The sequence below is a fragment of the Wenyingzhuangia sp. IMCC45574 genome, from assembly GCF_054182685.1.
In genome coordinates this window covers 415132-431769 of sequence record NZ_CM135169.1, presented here as the reverse complement: position 1 = coordinate 431769, position 16638 = coordinate 415132, and the positions used below count along the sequence as shown (strand labels likewise).

Annotated in this window: 10 protein-coding genes; 2 read left to right on the top strand and 8 right to left on the bottom strand. The window is 33.0% G+C overall.

The features are described 5' to 3' along the window. Nucleotides 1-255: 255 nt before the first annotated feature. Nucleotides 256-2712, bottom strand: coding sequence for an endopeptidase La (gene lon, locus ACXHHC_RS01930; RefSeq protein ID WP_458227966.1), 2457 nt, complete (start codon nucleotides 2710-2712; stop codon nucleotides 256-258). Nucleotides 2713-2892: 180 nt separating this feature from the next. Between lon and ACXHHC_RS01925 the strand changes: the two genes are divergently transcribed. Next, nucleotides 2893-4023: a cysteine desulfurase family protein gene (locus tag ACXHHC_RS01925; RefSeq protein WP_458227965.1), complete on the top strand. Its 1131-nt coding sequence runs from the start codon at nucleotides 2893-2895 to the stop codon at nucleotides 4021-4023. Between the two features lie 80 nt (nucleotides 4024-4103). Here ACXHHC_RS01925 and ACXHHC_RS01920 read toward each other — a convergent pair whose 3' ends face one another. From ACXHHC_RS01920 to ACXHHC_RS01910, 3 genes are all read right to left on the bottom strand, one after another. Beyond that, a complete protein-coding gene (locus ACXHHC_RS01920; RefSeq protein ID WP_458227964.1) occupies nucleotides 4104-4538 on the bottom strand; it encodes a GNAT family N-acetyltransferase in 435 nt (144 codons plus the stop codon). Nucleotides 4539-4542: 4 nt separating this feature from the next. Continuing rightward, nucleotides 4543-4890, bottom strand: coding sequence for a TfoX/Sxy family protein (locus ACXHHC_RS01915; RefSeq protein ID WP_458227963.1), 348 nt, complete (start codon nucleotides 4888-4890; stop codon nucleotides 4543-4545). Nucleotides 4891-5069: 179 nt separating this feature from the next. Continuing rightward, complete coding sequence (locus ACXHHC_RS01910; RefSeq protein WP_458227962.1) at nucleotides 5070-7982, bottom strand: FAD-binding and (Fe-S)-binding domain-containing protein; 2913 nt, start codon at nucleotides 7980-7982, stop codon at nucleotides 5070-5072. A gap of 89 nt (nucleotides 7983-8071) precedes the next feature. On the opposite strand from ACXHHC_RS01910, the gene ACXHHC_RS01905 reads away from it, so the two are divergent. Continuing rightward, on the top strand, nucleotides 8072-9457 hold the full coding sequence (locus tag ACXHHC_RS01905) for a sulfatase-like hydrolase/transferase (RefSeq protein ID WP_458227961.1): 1386 nt from the start codon (nucleotides 8072-8074) through the stop codon (nucleotides 9455-9457). 69 nt (nucleotides 9458-9526) lie between these two features. On the opposite strand, the gene ACXHHC_RS01900 is transcribed toward ACXHHC_RS01905, so the two are convergent. The 4 genes from ACXHHC_RS01900 to ACXHHC_RS01885 all read right to left on the bottom strand — a co-directional run bounded on the left by ACXHHC_RS01900 (nucleotide 9527) and on the right by ACXHHC_RS01885 (nucleotide 16521). Then, entirely contained in the window at nucleotides 9527-11092 is a 1566-nt protein-coding gene (locus tag ACXHHC_RS01900; protein WP_458227960.1) for a RagB/SusD family nutrient uptake outer membrane protein, read from the bottom strand. Nucleotides 11093-11122: 30 nt separating this feature from the next. Next, complete coding sequence (locus tag ACXHHC_RS01895; protein ID WP_458227959.1) at nucleotides 11123-14497, bottom strand: TonB-dependent receptor; 3375 nt, start codon at nucleotides 14495-14497, stop codon at nucleotides 11123-11125. A 204-nt stretch (nucleotides 14498-14701) separates the two neighbouring features. Next, complete coding sequence (locus ACXHHC_RS01890; protein ID WP_458227958.1) at nucleotides 14702-15862, bottom strand: FecR family protein; 1161 nt, start codon at nucleotides 15860-15862, stop codon at nucleotides 14702-14704. A 107-nt stretch (nucleotides 15863-15969) separates the two neighbouring features. Then, a complete protein-coding gene (locus ACXHHC_RS01885) occupies nucleotides 15970-16521 on the bottom strand; it encodes an RNA polymerase sigma-70 factor (protein WP_458227957.1) in 552 nt (183 codons plus the stop codon). Nucleotides 16522-16638: the final 117 nt, after the last annotated feature.

Genomic DNA, 16638 nt, shown 5'->3' with positions numbered 1-16638 from the left:
ATGATTTAATTAGTTTTTTGTAGCAAAAATACACTTGTATCTAAATTAAGCCATAGTTTACTTCTAAAACTTACAGTTATTTTTAGTTGTATTTCATCAGCTATTTAAGACTTTTCAATTGTAGAAAGGTTTAAAATACAGCATACACTTTGTTGGTAAAACTGTATTAATAAAAAACGATGGCCTAACTAGTAAGTTAAACCATCGTTTAAAAAAGAAAATTGTAAACTAAATAATATGCTATCTGTCGTAATCTTATTTAGTTCCTGACAACGTTTTTTTTACTTTTTGTTTGGTTAATGCAATATCTATAACCTGACTCATTTCTGTTACGTAATGAAACTTTAACCCTTTTAAATAAGACTCTTTAATTTCTTCTATATCTTTTCTATTGGCTTCGCACAATACAATTTCTTTAATATTTGCTCTCTTAGCTGCCAATATCTTTTCTTTAATTCCACCAACAGGTAATACTTTTCCTCTTAACGTAATTTCACCTGTCATGGCTATTTTAGACTTTACCTTTCTGTTGGTAAACACAGATACCAAAGAAGTAAGCATTGTAATACCTGCACTTGGTCCGTCTTTAGGTGTAGCTCCTTCTGGAACGTGAATATGAACCTTGTTTTCGTCTAAGGTCTTTTGCTTAATTCCAAATTCTTCTGCATTTGCTCTAATGTATTCCATTGCAATGGTTGCAGATTCTTTCATTACAGTTCCTAAATTCCCCGTAATTGTTAAACCTTTCCCTTTAGATAAGATAGATTCTATAAAAAGAATATCCCCCCCTACACTTGTCCAAGCCAAACCTGTAACAACTCCAGCAACATCATTATTTTCGTATTTATCTCTCTCTAATCTTGCAGGTCCTAAAATATCTGTAATCTTTTCCTTAGATAAGTTTACATCGTACTCCTCTTCTAAAGCAATAGATTTAGCAGCAAAACGAACCAATTTGGCAATTACTTTTTCTAAAGAACGAACTCCAGACTCTCTTGTATACCCCGTTACAACAAACTCTAACTCGTCTTTCTTAATTTTTAAGTGACTCGATTTTAGTCCGTGTTCTTTTAGTTGCTTAGGTAACAAGTGAATTTTAGCGATTTCCATCTTTTCTTCAATCGTATATCCAGAAACGTTGATCATTTCCATACGATCTCTCAATGCCCAAGGGATGTCTCCAATACTATTGGCAGTCGCAATAAACATAACTTTAGACAAGTCGTATCCTATTTCTAAAAAGTTATCGTAGAAAGCTGAGTTTTGCTCAGGATCTAAGACCTCTAACATAGCAGAAGAAGGATCTCCTTGAATTCCAGAAGCCATTTTATCAATTTCATCTAAAACAAAAACAGGATTGCTTGTTCCCGCTTTTTTTACGTTCTGAATTAATCTACCTGGCATTGCTCCAATATAGGTCTTACGATGTCCTCTAATTTCAGATTCATCTCGTAAACCTCCTAAAGCAATACGAACATATTTTCTTCCTAAAGCCTCTGCAACAGACTTTCCTAAAGATGTTTTACCAACACCAGGAGGTCCGTATAAACAGATGATTGGAGATTTCATGTCTCCTTTTAATTTTAGAACTGCCAAATGCTCTATAATACGCTCTTTCACTTTTTCCAACCCAAAGTGATCGCGCTCTAATATTTCTTGTGCAGCTTTTAAGTCGAATTTATCTTCTGAGTAGGTTTCCCAAGGCAATTCTAATAGCAACTCTAAATAGTTTCGTTGTATAGAATATTCTGGCATTTGAGGGTTCAAACGCTTCATTCTTGCCACCTCTTTTTCAAAAGTTTCGTTTACTTCTTTAGACCACTTTTTCTCTTTACCCTTGCTAATTAATTCCTGAATTTCAGCCTCGTGAGAGTTCCCTCCCAACTCTTCCTGAATGGTCTTTAACTGCTGGTGTAAATAATACTCACGTTGTTGTTGGTCTAAATCTACACGTGTTTTGTTCTGAATATCATTACGCAACTCTAAACGCTGTAACTCAACATTTAATTTCTTAAGCGTAGCAATGGCTCTTTCCTTTAAACTGTTTATTTCTAATAATTCTTGCTTTTCATTTACAGACAAGTCTATATTAGAAGAAATAAAGTTGATTAAGAAAGAATTACTCTGAATGTTCTTAATTGCAAACGTCCCCTCTGTAGGAATATTAGGGTTCTCTTCAATTACATTTAAAGCAGTATCCTTAACCGTTTCGATAATTTCTTTAAACTCCTCTGTATCTTCTACAAACAAATCTTCTATAATTTCCTCTGCAGTTGCCTTAAGGTATGGTACTTCTTGTATTAATTCCTTAACACGCATACGTTTTTTTCCCTGTATGATGACAGTTGTATTTCCATCAGGCATCTTTAGCACTCTTAAAATCTGAGCAACTACACCTACATGGTAAATATCATCAAAACCTGGATTCTTACTAGAAGGATCTTTCTGAGCTACAATTCCTAACGTTTTATCTCCTTTGTTTACTTCTTTAATTAAAGCAATTGCTTTGTCTCTAGTTGCAGTAATTGGAATTACTACCCCCGGAAATAAAACCGTATTTCTTAAAGGTAAAATTGGCAATACCTCTGGCACTACCTCTTTATTCATTTCTGCTTCATCTTCCGGAGTTAATAAGGGTATTAAATCCGAATCTTCATCAATTATATTGTGCATAGACATTGGGTCTATTTTTATGTTTCTATATTTACTCATATGCTAAAATGTCATTATGACACGATGCTACTTTTTTGAAATAGCCAAGGTTTGCGAAATTACAAAAAAACAAGCATGTATTAGAATTCTTAATAGATATTTCAACTATAATGCCACATCCTAAAAGACTGACAAAATGCTTATGTTAATTATTCAATTAGAACCTTTATTTTTGTGGCAATGAAAAAAGTGTACTTAGACAATGCGGCTACCACACCTATGCTTCCTAAAGTTGTAGATGTGATGATTGAAACAATGAATTCAAGCTTTGGAAACCCTTCCTCTACTCATAGTTACGGACGTAGCTCTAGGGCATTAATAGAAAATGCACGAAAAAGCATTGCCAAGCAAATGAGCTGTGGAACATCAGAAATTGTATTTACTTCTGGTGGTACCGAAGCAGACAACTTAATTTTAAAAAACGCGGTCTACAACCTAGGAGTAACTCACATTATAACCTCAGCAGTAGAACACCATGCTGTGCTACATACGGTTGATTATTTAGCAACCAAAGGAATCATGGTCTCTTATGTTGATATTCTGGAAAATGGAACCATAGATTACAATCATTTAGAATCTTTGTTACAAAACAGTACAGATAAAACCTTGATTTCTTTGATGCATGTAAACAATGAAGTTGGAACTATTTTAGATTTAGAAAAGGTTATTGCTCTAAAACAAACTTATAAGGCATTGTTTCATAGCGACACGGTTCAATCTGTAGGACACTTTAACATCAACCTAACCGAACTAGATATTGATTTTATTGCAGTCTCTGCGCATAAATTTCATGGTCCTAAAGGAATTGGATTTTCTTTTTTTAGAAAAGGAACTGGAATACAGCCCGAAATATTAGGTGGCGAACAAGAAAGAGGAACCCGTGCAGGTACAGAAAACATTGCGGCCATTGTTGGTATGGAAAAAGCGTTGAGTCTTTGTTTAAATAACTTAAAAGAAGATATTACCTTTCTTAAAGAGTTAAAAAGTTATTTTCTTTCAGAAATACAAAAAGTAATCCCTACTGTAAAATTTAACGGAGTTTCTAACGATTTAAACCAAAGTACTCATACTGTAGTAAACGTTCAGTTTAACAAAGACTTACCTATGCTTTTATTCCAATTGGATTTAAAAGGAATCGCTGTTTCTGGAGGTTCTGCCTGCCAAAGCGGAAGTCACAAAGGTTCTCATGTGTTACAAAGCTTTTTAAACGATGCTGAACAACAAAACACCTCGGTTCGTTTTTCTTTTTCTAAACTTACGACTAAGGAGGAAATAGCTTATGTGATTGAGGAGCTTTGTAAAATTGTTTAAATATATATTTGTTGATCAGTGTAATCATAACCTTAAGCAACAATTGCTTTTTACATGATGAACTAATCGTAAATGAAATTTTACTCCAACTTCTTCTGAAAATGATATCCGATAATAGAATATCCCAGATTGAAATAAAACTTATGGGATCTTGAGTTTTGCACATAGGTATTCAACTCAATCGTTTTGCAATTATTCTGTTTTGCCCATTCTTCAATAAACTCAAAAAATATTTTTCCGTAACCTTTAGATTGAATAGTGTTATCAATAATTACATTGTCTACCTCTAACTGTTTTCCTGAATAATATCGTATCGTAATCCAACCGCTACACATCCCTATTAATTGATCCTCTAAAAACAAACCAAAGCATTGGTAAGTATCTAGCTGAAACATTTCTTCTTGAAAAGCCTTGATTTCTTCCACTGAAATTTTCGGATTCAATTGATGTCCTAATACAGCAATCTCTGAGATGTATTTGTCGTTTAATTGTTTACATGTTAATCTTGATTCCATAGGATTACTTTTTCTTCTTTTTAGAACTTTTAGCTAGTGGATTAAAATCCAAACATTTTTGCACCCAAAACTCTAGTTGATCATCAGTATCTAATCCATCAGCATCAATAAACACATACCCTTTCATCGCTCTACCTGTAAAGTTCATTTCGTTTGCATGCGCTACCTGTAATGCATCCGCATAAAAATCAGCCCCCACTCTAGCCATTAGCTGTTCTTTTACAATACCTACACACATTTTGTTATCTACCATATAACACAAACCTCCCATCATTTTCTTAGCCAAGAAAACAACTCTTTTTTCTTCTAATATGCGTGTAATTCGCTCTTCTAAATAGGTATCGTATGCCATTTCTTAAATTGTTAATGGTTAGTTGTTAATAATTAACGCCATAGGCTATTGGCTTTAAGCATTAGGCTATCCTTTTCTCCGAATAATCGCCTACTGAATACTGCTTACTGTAAACTTTTTTAATTGCTATAGACAATAAGCTGTATGCGGTAAAACTATTAACTGCCTATTGTTAATTGCTAATTGTCAATTAGCAACGCTTCTCTCAATACAGTTACTGCATGCAAACTATTTCTTTGGGTTCCGTCTTTAATTTGATGTCTACAACTGGTTCCAGATGCTACTATAATTGTATCCTCCGATGCTTTTCTAACTTTTGGAAATAAGGTATCCTCTCCCATTTGCATACTCACCTCATAATGTTCCTGTTCAAAACCAAAAGAACCTGCCATTCCACAACAACCTGTATTCATTAGTCTAACCTCATAATTGGGTATTATATTTAACATATCAAACGTATGTTTAGAATTACTCAACGACTTTTGATGACAGTGTACATGTACTTTTACCTCTTTGCTTACGTTGGTAAACGACTCTGATTGTATGTTCCCTAATACTATTTCTTTGCTAACAAACTCTTCTATAGTATAAGTATGTTTTGCTAAATCTTTTGCATTTTCTTTATCTCCTGCCAAACGAACATATTCATCTCTAAAAGACAAAATAGCAGAAGGTTCTATTCCTACCAAAGGACTTTCCTCGCTTACAGCTGGACTAAAAATACTAATATTTTCATCGGCTACTTGTTTAGCTTCTTTTAGGAATCCTTTAGAAATATAACTCCTTCCACTCTGCTCATGATTGATAAATACACATTTATAATTCAATTTTGTTAACAATTCAATTGCATCTATTCCAATTTTAACATCGTAATAATTGATAAACTCATCATTAAAAAAATGCACTTCTTTAATTGGATGCTTTAACTGTAAATCCTCAAAATGATCATCTATCCACTGAGAAAGTGTAATACGTTTTAAAGAAGGCAACGTACGTTCTTTACTAACCCCTAATATCTTTTTAACAAGTGTTGTATTACTCAACAAATTCACCAATCCTGCCAATACAGACAAATGCTGATTAACATCTGTAATACTTGCAAACAAACGATTGCGAAACCCATAACGATAGGCTTCTTGGTACTGGTATAAAAACTCAGACTTTAAAGCGGCTACATCTACATTACTTGGACATTCACTTGCACAAGCCTTACATCCTACGCACAAATCAAAAACCTCTTTTAAGGTTTCACTATCAAACTTATTCCTGGCCTTATTGTTCGTTAATACTTCTCTTAGCGCATTTGCTCTTGCTCGTGTAGTATCCTTTTCTTCTTTTGTGGCTCTGTAACTAGGACACATCATTCCTCCTGCAGCTACAGACTTTCTACAATCTCCAGATCCATTACACTGTTCTGCCAAACTTAACACACCTTGGCTGTCAGAGAAATCCATTAAAGTATCTATTTCTGGGGCTACACTGTCAGTTTCATATCGCAATGCCTCATCCATTTTAAAAGGATGCACAATTTTTCCTTTGTTAAAAATATACTTAGGATCAAACAACTCTTTTAATTCTATCAAACGCTGATAGTTTTGTGCTCCAACCATCATAGGAATAAACTCTGCTCTTACAATACCATCTCCATGTTCACCACTTAAAGATCCTTTGTATTGCTTTACCAACGCTGCAACCCTAGTTGTAATAGTCCTAAATAGCACTACATCTTCTCTTACTTTTAAATTTAAGATAGGTCTTAAGTGAATTTCTCCTGCTCCAGCATGTGCATAGTAAACAGCTTGTTGATTGTATTCTACCATCATGGCTGTAAAGTCGGTAATAAAGTTTGGCAAATCATCTAGCGAAACCGCAGTATCCTCTATACATGCTACTGCTTTTTTATCTCCAACCATATTCCCCAAAGCTCCAAGTCCTGCTTTTCTTAGCTCATGTACCCCTTTAATTTTATTCCCAACAATCTTTGGGTGTGCATAGCCAAAATCGTGCGTTTCTAAATCATGAATTAAACTATTGGCTTTCTCTAAAGCCTTCTCTTGAGTATCAGCAGCAACTTCTAACATTAAAACTGCCGCAGGATTTCCCTGTAAAAACTTTCTATTTTCTTTTTGTGATGGAATTTTCTTTGTACAATCTAAAATAATCTTATCCATCAACTCACAATTGTATAGCTGATGTTGCATTGCCAAGTTTACAGACTCCAAACACACCTGTACCGATTTAAAGTGTGATGCCACCATTACACTGTATTTTGGTGGTAAAGAATCTAATTGTAATGTTATTTCTGTAGTAAAAGCTAAGGTTCCCTCGCTCCCACACAGTAGCTTTGCCAAGTTGATTGTCTTCTCTGTACCTCCAAACAATTCAAACTTTAAGAGTTCGTCTATTGCATACCCTGTATTTCTTCTATGTATTTCTGGTTTGGGGTATTTAGATTTAATCTCTTCTTGTACTTCTCTTTTTTGATATGTGTTGTATAGCTCTTTGTAAATTTCCCCCTCTAGAGAGTTCAATTGCATTTTCTCTATAAAAGTATCCCTGGTAACTTCTTTAAAAACTACTTCACTACCATCACTTAAAATAGTTTCTAAGCTAAGTACTTTATCTCTTGTAACTCCGTAGCGAATAGAAGTAGTTCCAGAACTGTTATTCCCCACCATTCCACCTATCATACAACGATTGGCCGTAGAGGTATTTGGTCCAAAAAACACACCATCCTCTTTAACAAAACGGTTCAAATCGTCTCTAATTACTCCTGGTTGTACCGTAATGGTTTTTAACGATTTACTGTACGAAACTATAGACGTAAAATATTTAGATACATCTACTATTAATCCTTCTCCTACACACTGTCCCGCTAAAGATGTTCCCGCAGTTCTAGGTATTAATGTAATTTTATGTTTTGATGCAAAGTCAATTATTTTTTTTAAATCTTCTTTCGATTTTGGGAAGGCAACACCCTTAGGTATCTTTCTGTATACCGAGGCATCTGTTGCATATATTTTTTGATGTAAATCATCTACATAAACCTCTCCTTCTAGTATTCCATCTAAACTTTTAAGTTCTTTTTCCATGTATTCAAAAATAGTAAACGGAAAGTTTTTTTAATCAATAAGTAGGGTAAAATACGTGTAACTTGTTTTTATATAAACACCCAATTATTATGTCGTACGTAAAAACCAAAAAAATTAGCCTTAAGGCTTTTCAAATAATTACTATTTTCTTCTTTACGCTACTAAGTATATTAAGCATAATTTCTTGTAGTAATGATGGTGAATCTATTACAGAGGAAACTCCTACAGAAGAAAATCCGGACAATCCTGAAGAAGAAACTCCAACTACGGGTACGGGAAAACCTAATATTTTATTAATTATTGCTGATGATATGGGAATGGATGCGTCTCCTTATGATACTTCTTTTAACACCGTAAGAACTTTAAAGCCAGTAATGCCAAATGTAGAAAAACTGTATACAGATGGAATACGTTTTGAAAACGCATGGGTATATTCTACTTGTTCTCCTACTAGAGCTTCAATTATTACGGGTAAAGTATCTACTCAAACAGGAGTTAATTCTCCCCAAACTAAAATGAGCGACTCAGAGCTTGTACTTCAAAAACATATTAATAACAATACCAATAATGCTTATCAAACAGGGGTATTTGGTAAGTGGCATTTATCAACCACTTCTGCCGTAATAGAACCTTTAGGAATTGATAAATTTAAAGGATCATCGATTAATGTAGGTGGGGTTACAGATTATTACAATTGGACTTTAGAAGAAGATGGTGTAAAAACCCCAATAACTGATTATTATACCACAACAGCCTATACAGATTATGCTATAGATTGGATTAAAGACACCACCAAACCATGGTTTTGTTGGGTAGCTTATAATGCTGCACATACAGCTAGTGGTCAATTTCACACACCTGAAGATAGTAATAGTTATACCACAACAGGGAGTAACAACCTAAGAAAGTACATGCAGATGCTGGAAGCTATGGATTATGAAATTGGTAGACTGTTAGATTCATTAGATGAAGAAACTAAAAAGAATACTACCATTATTTTTATGGGTGATAATGGTACCCCTGGTAAAGCAGTTCAATTACCATTTACAAATACTACTGCAAAAGGTTCATTACATAGTGGTGGGGTAAATGTTCCCTTTGTAATTAGTGGATATGGAGTAGATAGAAAAAATGTTAGTGAAACAGCTCTAATACAAGGAACTGACCTTTTTTCTACCATTTCTGATTTATGTGGTATTTCAAACCCTAATACTAACGAAAGCATCAGCTTTAAATCGTTACTTTCTAATTCAGGAACATCACTTAGAAAGATTAATTTTTCAGCTTCTCCAAGTGGATATACACTAAGGAATGATGCCTATAAATTGAATATTATTGACAATGTAGAGTCTTTATACAAAGTAAGCTCTGACTATACAGAAACTAATAATTTAATTGGTCAATTAGGAACGAATACAGAAGCTAAAGCTGCTTATGACGAATTGAAACAAGAATACAATAGACTGGTGAATTAAAAAAATGAAAAGGGATATTGAACTAACAATATCCCTTTTACTAAACTTAAAAACCTAACTAAAAAATTACTATTCTGCTGGTAATAATAAATTTGGGTTTAATACAGATTCTGTATCTGGAATAGGTGTAAACCACAAATTATTATCGTAAGGATCGCCCACTAAAGGTACATCTGCCACATCTAAAGGATCTCTTGTATCATTTGCAGGACCAACCAACTCATGTCTTACTAAATCTAACCATCTATTTCCTCCATTTTCACCTAAGAACTCATATGCTCTTTCTTCTAAAATTGCATCAATCACTGCATCGGCATCTGGTAAAGTTGTAGATGTATGGTCTATAGTAGCATCTGGTATTTTCCAAAACTCAACTGGTAATAAAGCTACATCGGCTTGTTTTGTAGCCCCGCCTGCATAAGCTCTTCTTTTTACAAAATTCAATTTTTCAATAGCTTCGTTTAACTCACCATCATTAGCTGCAGCTTCTGCATACATCAATAACACCTCTGCGTAACGCATTGCAATATTATCATTAGAGGTTTGCCAATTATGCTCAATAACATGATCAACTGGATCCGTTGAATTCTGAGCTCTAGTTCCCCATGAAAACTTTGTAACTACTGGATGTTGAAAAGTTACAAAATGATCATTTGAACTATCTGCTGCTGAACAATATTCTTTTCTATAACCATCTGGAAAATTCTTAAAATACGTCCATTCCATGTACAAATCCATCCATCTACCCCATCTAAATCCATAAGATCTATTTTGTGTTGCTAATGGCCATCCTTCTCTTTGACAAATATGAGCAAATATTACCTCCTTATTAATTTGATGAGGATCTTGAAAATTATGAGCAAAATCATCTGTTAAAGAATATATTCCACCATCAATAATTTCTTTCGTTAACTGTTTTACGTTTGCCCATTTATCAACCTCATTATAAGGCCAACCTGTTAATTGCATATACGCTTTAGCTAAAAAAGCCTTTGCAGCAGTTTTTGATGAATGACCATCATTTACTGTAGGGTTAATATCTCTATCATTTATTGACCATTCAGCAGCAAAAGTAAAATCATCAATTGCCTGCTGCATTACCTTACGCTTCTGAGTCCTTTTAATAGTTAAATCTAACTCTGATTTTAATGGCATTGGAATATCCCCAAAACTTGTTACTAATCTAAAATAAGCTAACCCTCTAATAAATCTTGCGTTTGCTATGTAATAATTCAAATCTTCAGGCTCCATATCAGTAATTTTCTCTGCATTTTCAATTAGAGAATTACAATGTAAAATTGTTTTATAATTGGCATTCCAATTATTTGTTACCCATGCATTACCACCTGTTATAGCAAATTGATCGGCTTCCAAGACTACTATTTTATTACTTCCTGTCCTTGAAGTTAAATCATCTGCTCCAGTAAAAGAAGAATACATATCTAGCCCCCATGTTGCTCTATGCATATTTCCAAAAATCCCTCTTAATCCAGACTCTAAAGGTTTTCCATCTGTATAATAAGTATCCGGAGATACTAATCCTACTGAATCTTCATCTAAGTCTTCACAAGCTGTCAATGCCACACTGCAACTAGCAAGTGTCACATAAATATATTTTAATATTTTATTTTTCATTTGTGTGTCTTTTAAATTAATTTTTAAATCTTAGAACGCTAGCTTAGCACCAAAAGATATTGTTCTTGTTAACGGATAAGAAAATGCATCAACACCTGCTTGTGCATCACTATTGATAGCTGTACTAGAAGCCTCTGGGTCTAAACCAGTATAATCTGTAATTGTTAAAACATTATCTATACTCCCGTAAAAACGTAATGAGCTTATCTTAAACTTACTAGCTACATTCTTTGGTATAGTATAACCTAGAGTTATGTTACTAATTTTAAAAAACGAAGCATCTTCAATATATTGACTAACTACATAATTAGCAGACAAATCTGCTCCTACAGGCTTGTATATCTGTTGGGTAGAGCCTGTATTTGTAGAAGTCCATCTATTTCTATAATCTGCAGTAGACATTTGTTGATTTAAAAAGTTTCTAGACCAATTGTAAGTTTCGTTACCAACCGATCCCACACATTGAATAGTTGCATCGAATCCTTTATACGCAACACTAGTTCCTAATCCATAAGTAAAGTCTGGTGCAGTATTCCCTACAATTTGTCTATCACTTGCAGAATAATTACCACTTCCATCTAAATCTTCATACTTTACTTCTCCTGGTTTAGCTCCAAAGGCCTCTGCTTCTGTAGCTTCATTTTCTTGCCAAATTCCAATTGCTTTTAACCCAAACAAACTTCCCATTGACTCTCCTTCTTTAACAATAAACTTAGAATTTCCTCCTACTAAACTCCAAATACCTAAAGCTGCCTCATCAGCTAGGAAAGTTTCTGTTGTTTCTCCTCCTAGTTTTTTAACCTTGTTTACATTTCTAGATACATTCAAATAAGCATCCCAATGAAAGTCTTGTGTATCTTTGATATTAAAGTTTAATCCTAACTCAATTCCTTTATTTTGTATGGTTGCAGAATTCTTACCAAATGACTGAAATCCAGTATATCTAGGAATCGAATTTTTCAATACAACATCACTTGTTTCCTTATTATACAAGTCTAATGTTGCATTAATTTTATTATTCAACAAACCTATATCAAACCCTACATTATGTTGTACTGTAGTTTCCCATTTTATAAATGGAGAAGTTGGATCAGCTAATACAACCCCCTGAACAACACCATCACTATCAAAAGGATACCAACTATATCCATTTGCAGCATTGGTATTATCGAATTTTATAAATCTAAAATAATTAGGTACTGCTGTATTTCCTGTAGCACCATAACCTATTCTTACTTTTAATCTATTTATAACATCTGAATCTTTAAGAAATTCTTCTTTCGTAACATTCCATGCTAAGGCTGCTGAAGGAAAATACCCCCATCTATGATCTGGATGTAAAGCAGAATTTCCATCAGCTCTTAAAGAAGCGGTTAACAAATACTTATCCTTAAAACTATAGTTAAAACGTCCCATATATGAACGTATTTTTCTTGCTCCACCAAGGTTACTATTAGCATTTAAGTTAGAAGCAGTTCTGGTTGGTGTTCCATTTTCTAGTACAAACCATCCATTACCTAAAGTCTTAAAGTCCCCTACAGTTGATGTAGTAGCCTGACTAGTACTTTTCTGGAATTCATAAACAGCAGAAGCCTTAATTTTGTGGTCTCCAAACTCTTTTTCATAATTTAACATTCCAGTTGTCATGTAACTTCTACCTCTTCTATACACATGCTGTGCTGTTAGGTTATCTCTATTAACATTTACGTTATCTATTATTTGTCTACTTCCTGTGAAACCAGAAGTAATTCTACCAGAATTATTAAAATCGAATGAAAAACCATTCCCTAACTTAAAATGTAAATCCAAATTAGACAATAAGCTTTCGTTTTCTGTAACCTGATCTTGATCAATAGCTAATTCTGGATGTACATCTCTACCAGGTAAAAACGCACCATTATAACTATCATATGTGGTAGGATCAATAATTTCTCCAGCATCATTTCTTGCTGGCCAAATTTGAGGAAATATTGCAGCACGTCCTATTGGGTTGTTTCTCCCTCCTGTACCAACACCATTAGCCTGACTGTCTGTCATCGTTCCATAGGTGTTGAATCTAAAATCTATATACTTCCCTACTTTTCCTGAAATATTGGAACGTATAGAATTTCTTTTATAAAAAGAATTCTTTATAATCCCTTCATCTTTTAAATTATTAGCTGAAAAATAATAATTTAAATTTTCAGTTCCTCCATTTACAGTTAAAGTATGATTAGTTCTAAATGCTTGCCTCGTTACCAAATCTTGCCAATCAGTACCTCCGTTTTGCTTAAAATCGTCTATTTGTTGCTGAGTAAATGGTAAACTTTCTGGAGTTGTTCCTAAAGCCACAGATCTTTCGTTATATAACTCCGCCATCTCCCCTGCAGATAACAAGTCATATTTATTAATAATTTTACCAATACTATAGTTTGTATCAAAAGTAACAGCAAAAGGTCCTTCTTTTGGTTTAACTGTAGAAATTAACACCACTCCATTTGCACCTCTTGCCCCATATACTGCAGTAGCAGAAGCATCTTTTAAAATATCTATTTTAGCAATATCCGCAGGGTTGATTGTAGAAATATCAGCTCCAATAAAACCATCTATAACATATAAGGGCTCATTAGAAAAATTAATAGAACCCGCACCACGAATTCTCATTTTCATTCTCTGTCCGGGAGCTCCAGTACTTTGTTTTATAGTAACCCCAGCAACTCTTCCTTGCATTCCTGTTTCCATTTTAACAATGGGAGCTTTTAATAGCTTTTCTGAGCTAATAGAAGCAATCGCACCAGTTACATCACTACGCTTTTGAGTACCATAACCTACCAATACAATTTCTTCTAGATCTGCTGCTGAAGTTTCTAATTGTACATCAAGTACAGACTTATCTCCAACCAAGACCTCTTTGTCTTTATACCCCATATAGCTAAATACTAAAACAGCTAAATCATCCTTAACCATCACAGTATAATTACCATCAAAGTCTGAAGTAACACCTTTGCTGGTACCTTTAATCATTACGGTAACCCCAATTAAAGGTTCTCCATTATCATCTTTTATAGTACCTGTTACTTTTCTAGACTTCTGCTCTTCATAAACCAAAGACGTGTTTAATTCGTCTTGTTCGTTTACTAGAATAATTTGCTTATCTAATACTTCGTAAGTAATATTTGTTCCTGTAAATACCTTATCTAAAATCTTAGACACCAAAGTTTCCTTTGCGTCTACAGTAACTTGTTTGCGATAATCAACATCATTATCGTTATATAAAAATTTAAATTCCGTCTTAGATTCAATTTCGTGCAATACATTTTCAATACTTGTATTATCAAGTTTTAATGAAATTTTAGTATTCTGAGAGTAAGTACTCGCGTGGATTTGAATCAAAGAAAAAATGAATAAATAAATAGTTAGTTTCATCTTTAAATCCAACTTTAAGGTACAGCGAGATATCCTCACTGTATTAATGAGATTTTTCATACTTTTGTTATTCGTTTAGTGTTTAATAATTGTTTTAGCACTATGTTTATATTATCGGGAAATGTGGCAGCATTTTCCGATTTTTTTATAGGCTATTTGTTTTTGGTTCGTTTAAGTCTCAAATCATATAGTTATCGTTTTTAGTTAATTAATAATAATCTTCTTCTTTTCTATTGTATAGTTTATAGGATAACTTTTACTAAAAGTGTTTAAGACTTGTTCAATAGTTTCAATATCAAATCTTGCTGTAAAAGTCTTTTCAGATAATTCTTTATTTCTATTTACAATTTCTACGTTGTAATGTCTTTCTAATTTTTTTACGATCGCTTTAAACTTCATATGTTTAAAAATAATCTTTCCATCAATCCAAGCAGTATATATAGAAGTATCGTATACATTACCTACACGCATGGTTTTCTTGTTATTTATCCACGATGCTTTTTGATTGGGTTTTAACACAAAAGGTTTAAGGGTTACTTTAGATTTCTCGTTGGTATACAAACTTACAGCTCCTTCTACTAAAACAGTATTTGTAGCCCAATCTTCAGGGTATGAAGTCACATTAAACTTTGTCCCTAATACTTTTATGTTTAACTCATTAGACTTCACTATAAAAGGTCTTTTTTTGTCTTTGTAAACCTCAAAGAAAGCTTCACCAGTTAACTCAACCTCTCTATTGTAATTTTTTAAGAATTTAACAGGATACTTTAACGTGGTTCCTGAGTTTAAATACACTTTTGTACTATCAGAAAGAAGTAATTGGAATGTTTTACCATAGGGTACCGTAATTTCATTAAACTTAAGAGAGGTAGCTTCGTTCGAAGCATAATAATCTAATACCCCTCCGTTTTTTTCACTAATTACTTTCCCTTTTTTATCAATAATTGTTCTTGTTCCATCATTAGAAATTATTTCTTTATTTCCATTATCTAACTTTAAAACAATATCATTACTAGCTAAATCTATATCATTAGAAGTATTTCCTACATAAAACAAATATGTTATACCCATAGCCCCAACAAAAACGGCAGCTACTTTTAAAATTGGTTTTAAAACATAGTACTTAGATTTAGGAGCAACTTGATCCTCTATTTTTTTCCAATCATTTTTTTTGTTTGTCTTTAACTTCTTTAATAAAATCTCTCTTCTTTTCTTTTCGTGACTATTGTTTAGTCTAGAAACAATTTCCTTTTTATCACTTTCATTAAAAAACGGACTCAATTCATTATCATCAATCTTTTTCTCTTTAATAATAGAAAAAGCGATTCTTTTTGCTAGTGAAATGATACTTTCTAATCTCTTCATTTTAAAACACTATAATTAGCACATCTACAAACAAAGACGACAAAAAAAGAGAAAGGGTTAAATAAAAGTAAAAAAAAGTAAAAAAAAAGTAAAAACAGAGACTAAAACTAGATAAATAAGTAATAAAACAAACCTAATATTGATTCTTTTAAAATTGGCTTTAGTTTTTGATAAGCAATTCTCTTTTGGGCTTTTACAGTATTAACAGACAATGAAAGTTCCTCTGAAATCTGAGAGTTTTCTAAACCTCTTAGACTTAACCTCATTATTTGTCTACATTTCTCTGGAAGTGTGTTTACAGCATTATGTAAAGCAGTAGAAACTTCTTCTATTAATACTTCTTTTTCAAAATAACTGTCAGATTCTAAAATTGCCAATTCTACTTCTGTTAATGGCTTTTTAGCTTGATATGATTTATTTTTTAAAGTATCTAGACACTTATTCCTAACAGCATTATACAAATAAGATTTAATTGCATTTTTACTTTGAAACTCAATTTCATCCTTCCATATTTTAACAAATACATCTTGTACCAGATCTTTAGATAGTTCTAAATCTTTTACATACTTGTCCGCAAATAAGCATAAAGAAAAATACAAATCGTTATACAACTCTTTATATTCCTTTAATGATAATCTTATTTTTTGTATAGAATTCAAAATAAATCTACTTGTTTAGTAACTCGTGTATGAATTGAAAGAACGTAAATATATTCAAAAAAATACATAAAGTCCAACAATGAACTTTAAAAGCTACTATGCAACTACCTCCTAAGT

What these genes read in the sequence shown, in the direction of transcription:
- lon (WP_458227966.1), bottom strand. Translation starts at nt 2,712, where the DNA reads ATGAGTAAATATAGAAACATAAAAATAGACCCAATGTCTATGCACAAT.
- ACXHHC_RS01925 (WP_458227965.1), top strand. Translation starts at nt 2,893, where the DNA reads ATGAAAAAAGTGTACTTAGACAATGCGGCTACCACACCTATGCTTCCT.
- ACXHHC_RS01920 (WP_458227964.1), bottom strand. Translation starts at nt 4,538, where the DNA reads ATGGAATCAAGATTAACATGTAAACAATTAAACGACAAATACATCTCA.
- ACXHHC_RS01915 (WP_458227963.1), bottom strand. Translation starts at nt 4,890, where the DNA reads ATGGCATACGATACCTATTTAGAAGAGCGAATTACACGCATATTAGAA.
- ACXHHC_RS01910 (WP_458227962.1), bottom strand. Translation starts at nt 7,982, where the DNA reads ATGGAAAAAGAACTTAAAAGTTTAGATGGAATACTAGAAGGAGAGGTT.
- ACXHHC_RS01905 (WP_458227961.1), top strand. Translation starts at nt 8,072, where the DNA reads ATGTCGTACGTAAAAACCAAAAAAATTAGCCTTAAGGCTTTTCAAATA.
- ACXHHC_RS01900 (WP_458227960.1), bottom strand. Translation starts at nt 11,092, where the DNA reads ATGAAAAATAAAATATTAAAATATATTTATGTGACACTTGCTAGTTGC.
- ACXHHC_RS01895 (WP_458227959.1), bottom strand. Translation starts at nt 14,497, where the DNA reads ATGAAACTAACTATTTATTTATTCATTTTTTCTTTGATTCAAATCCAC.
- ACXHHC_RS01890 (WP_458227958.1), bottom strand. Translation starts at nt 15,862, where the DNA reads ATGAAGAGATTAGAAAGTATCATTTCACTAGCAAAAAGAATCGCTTTT.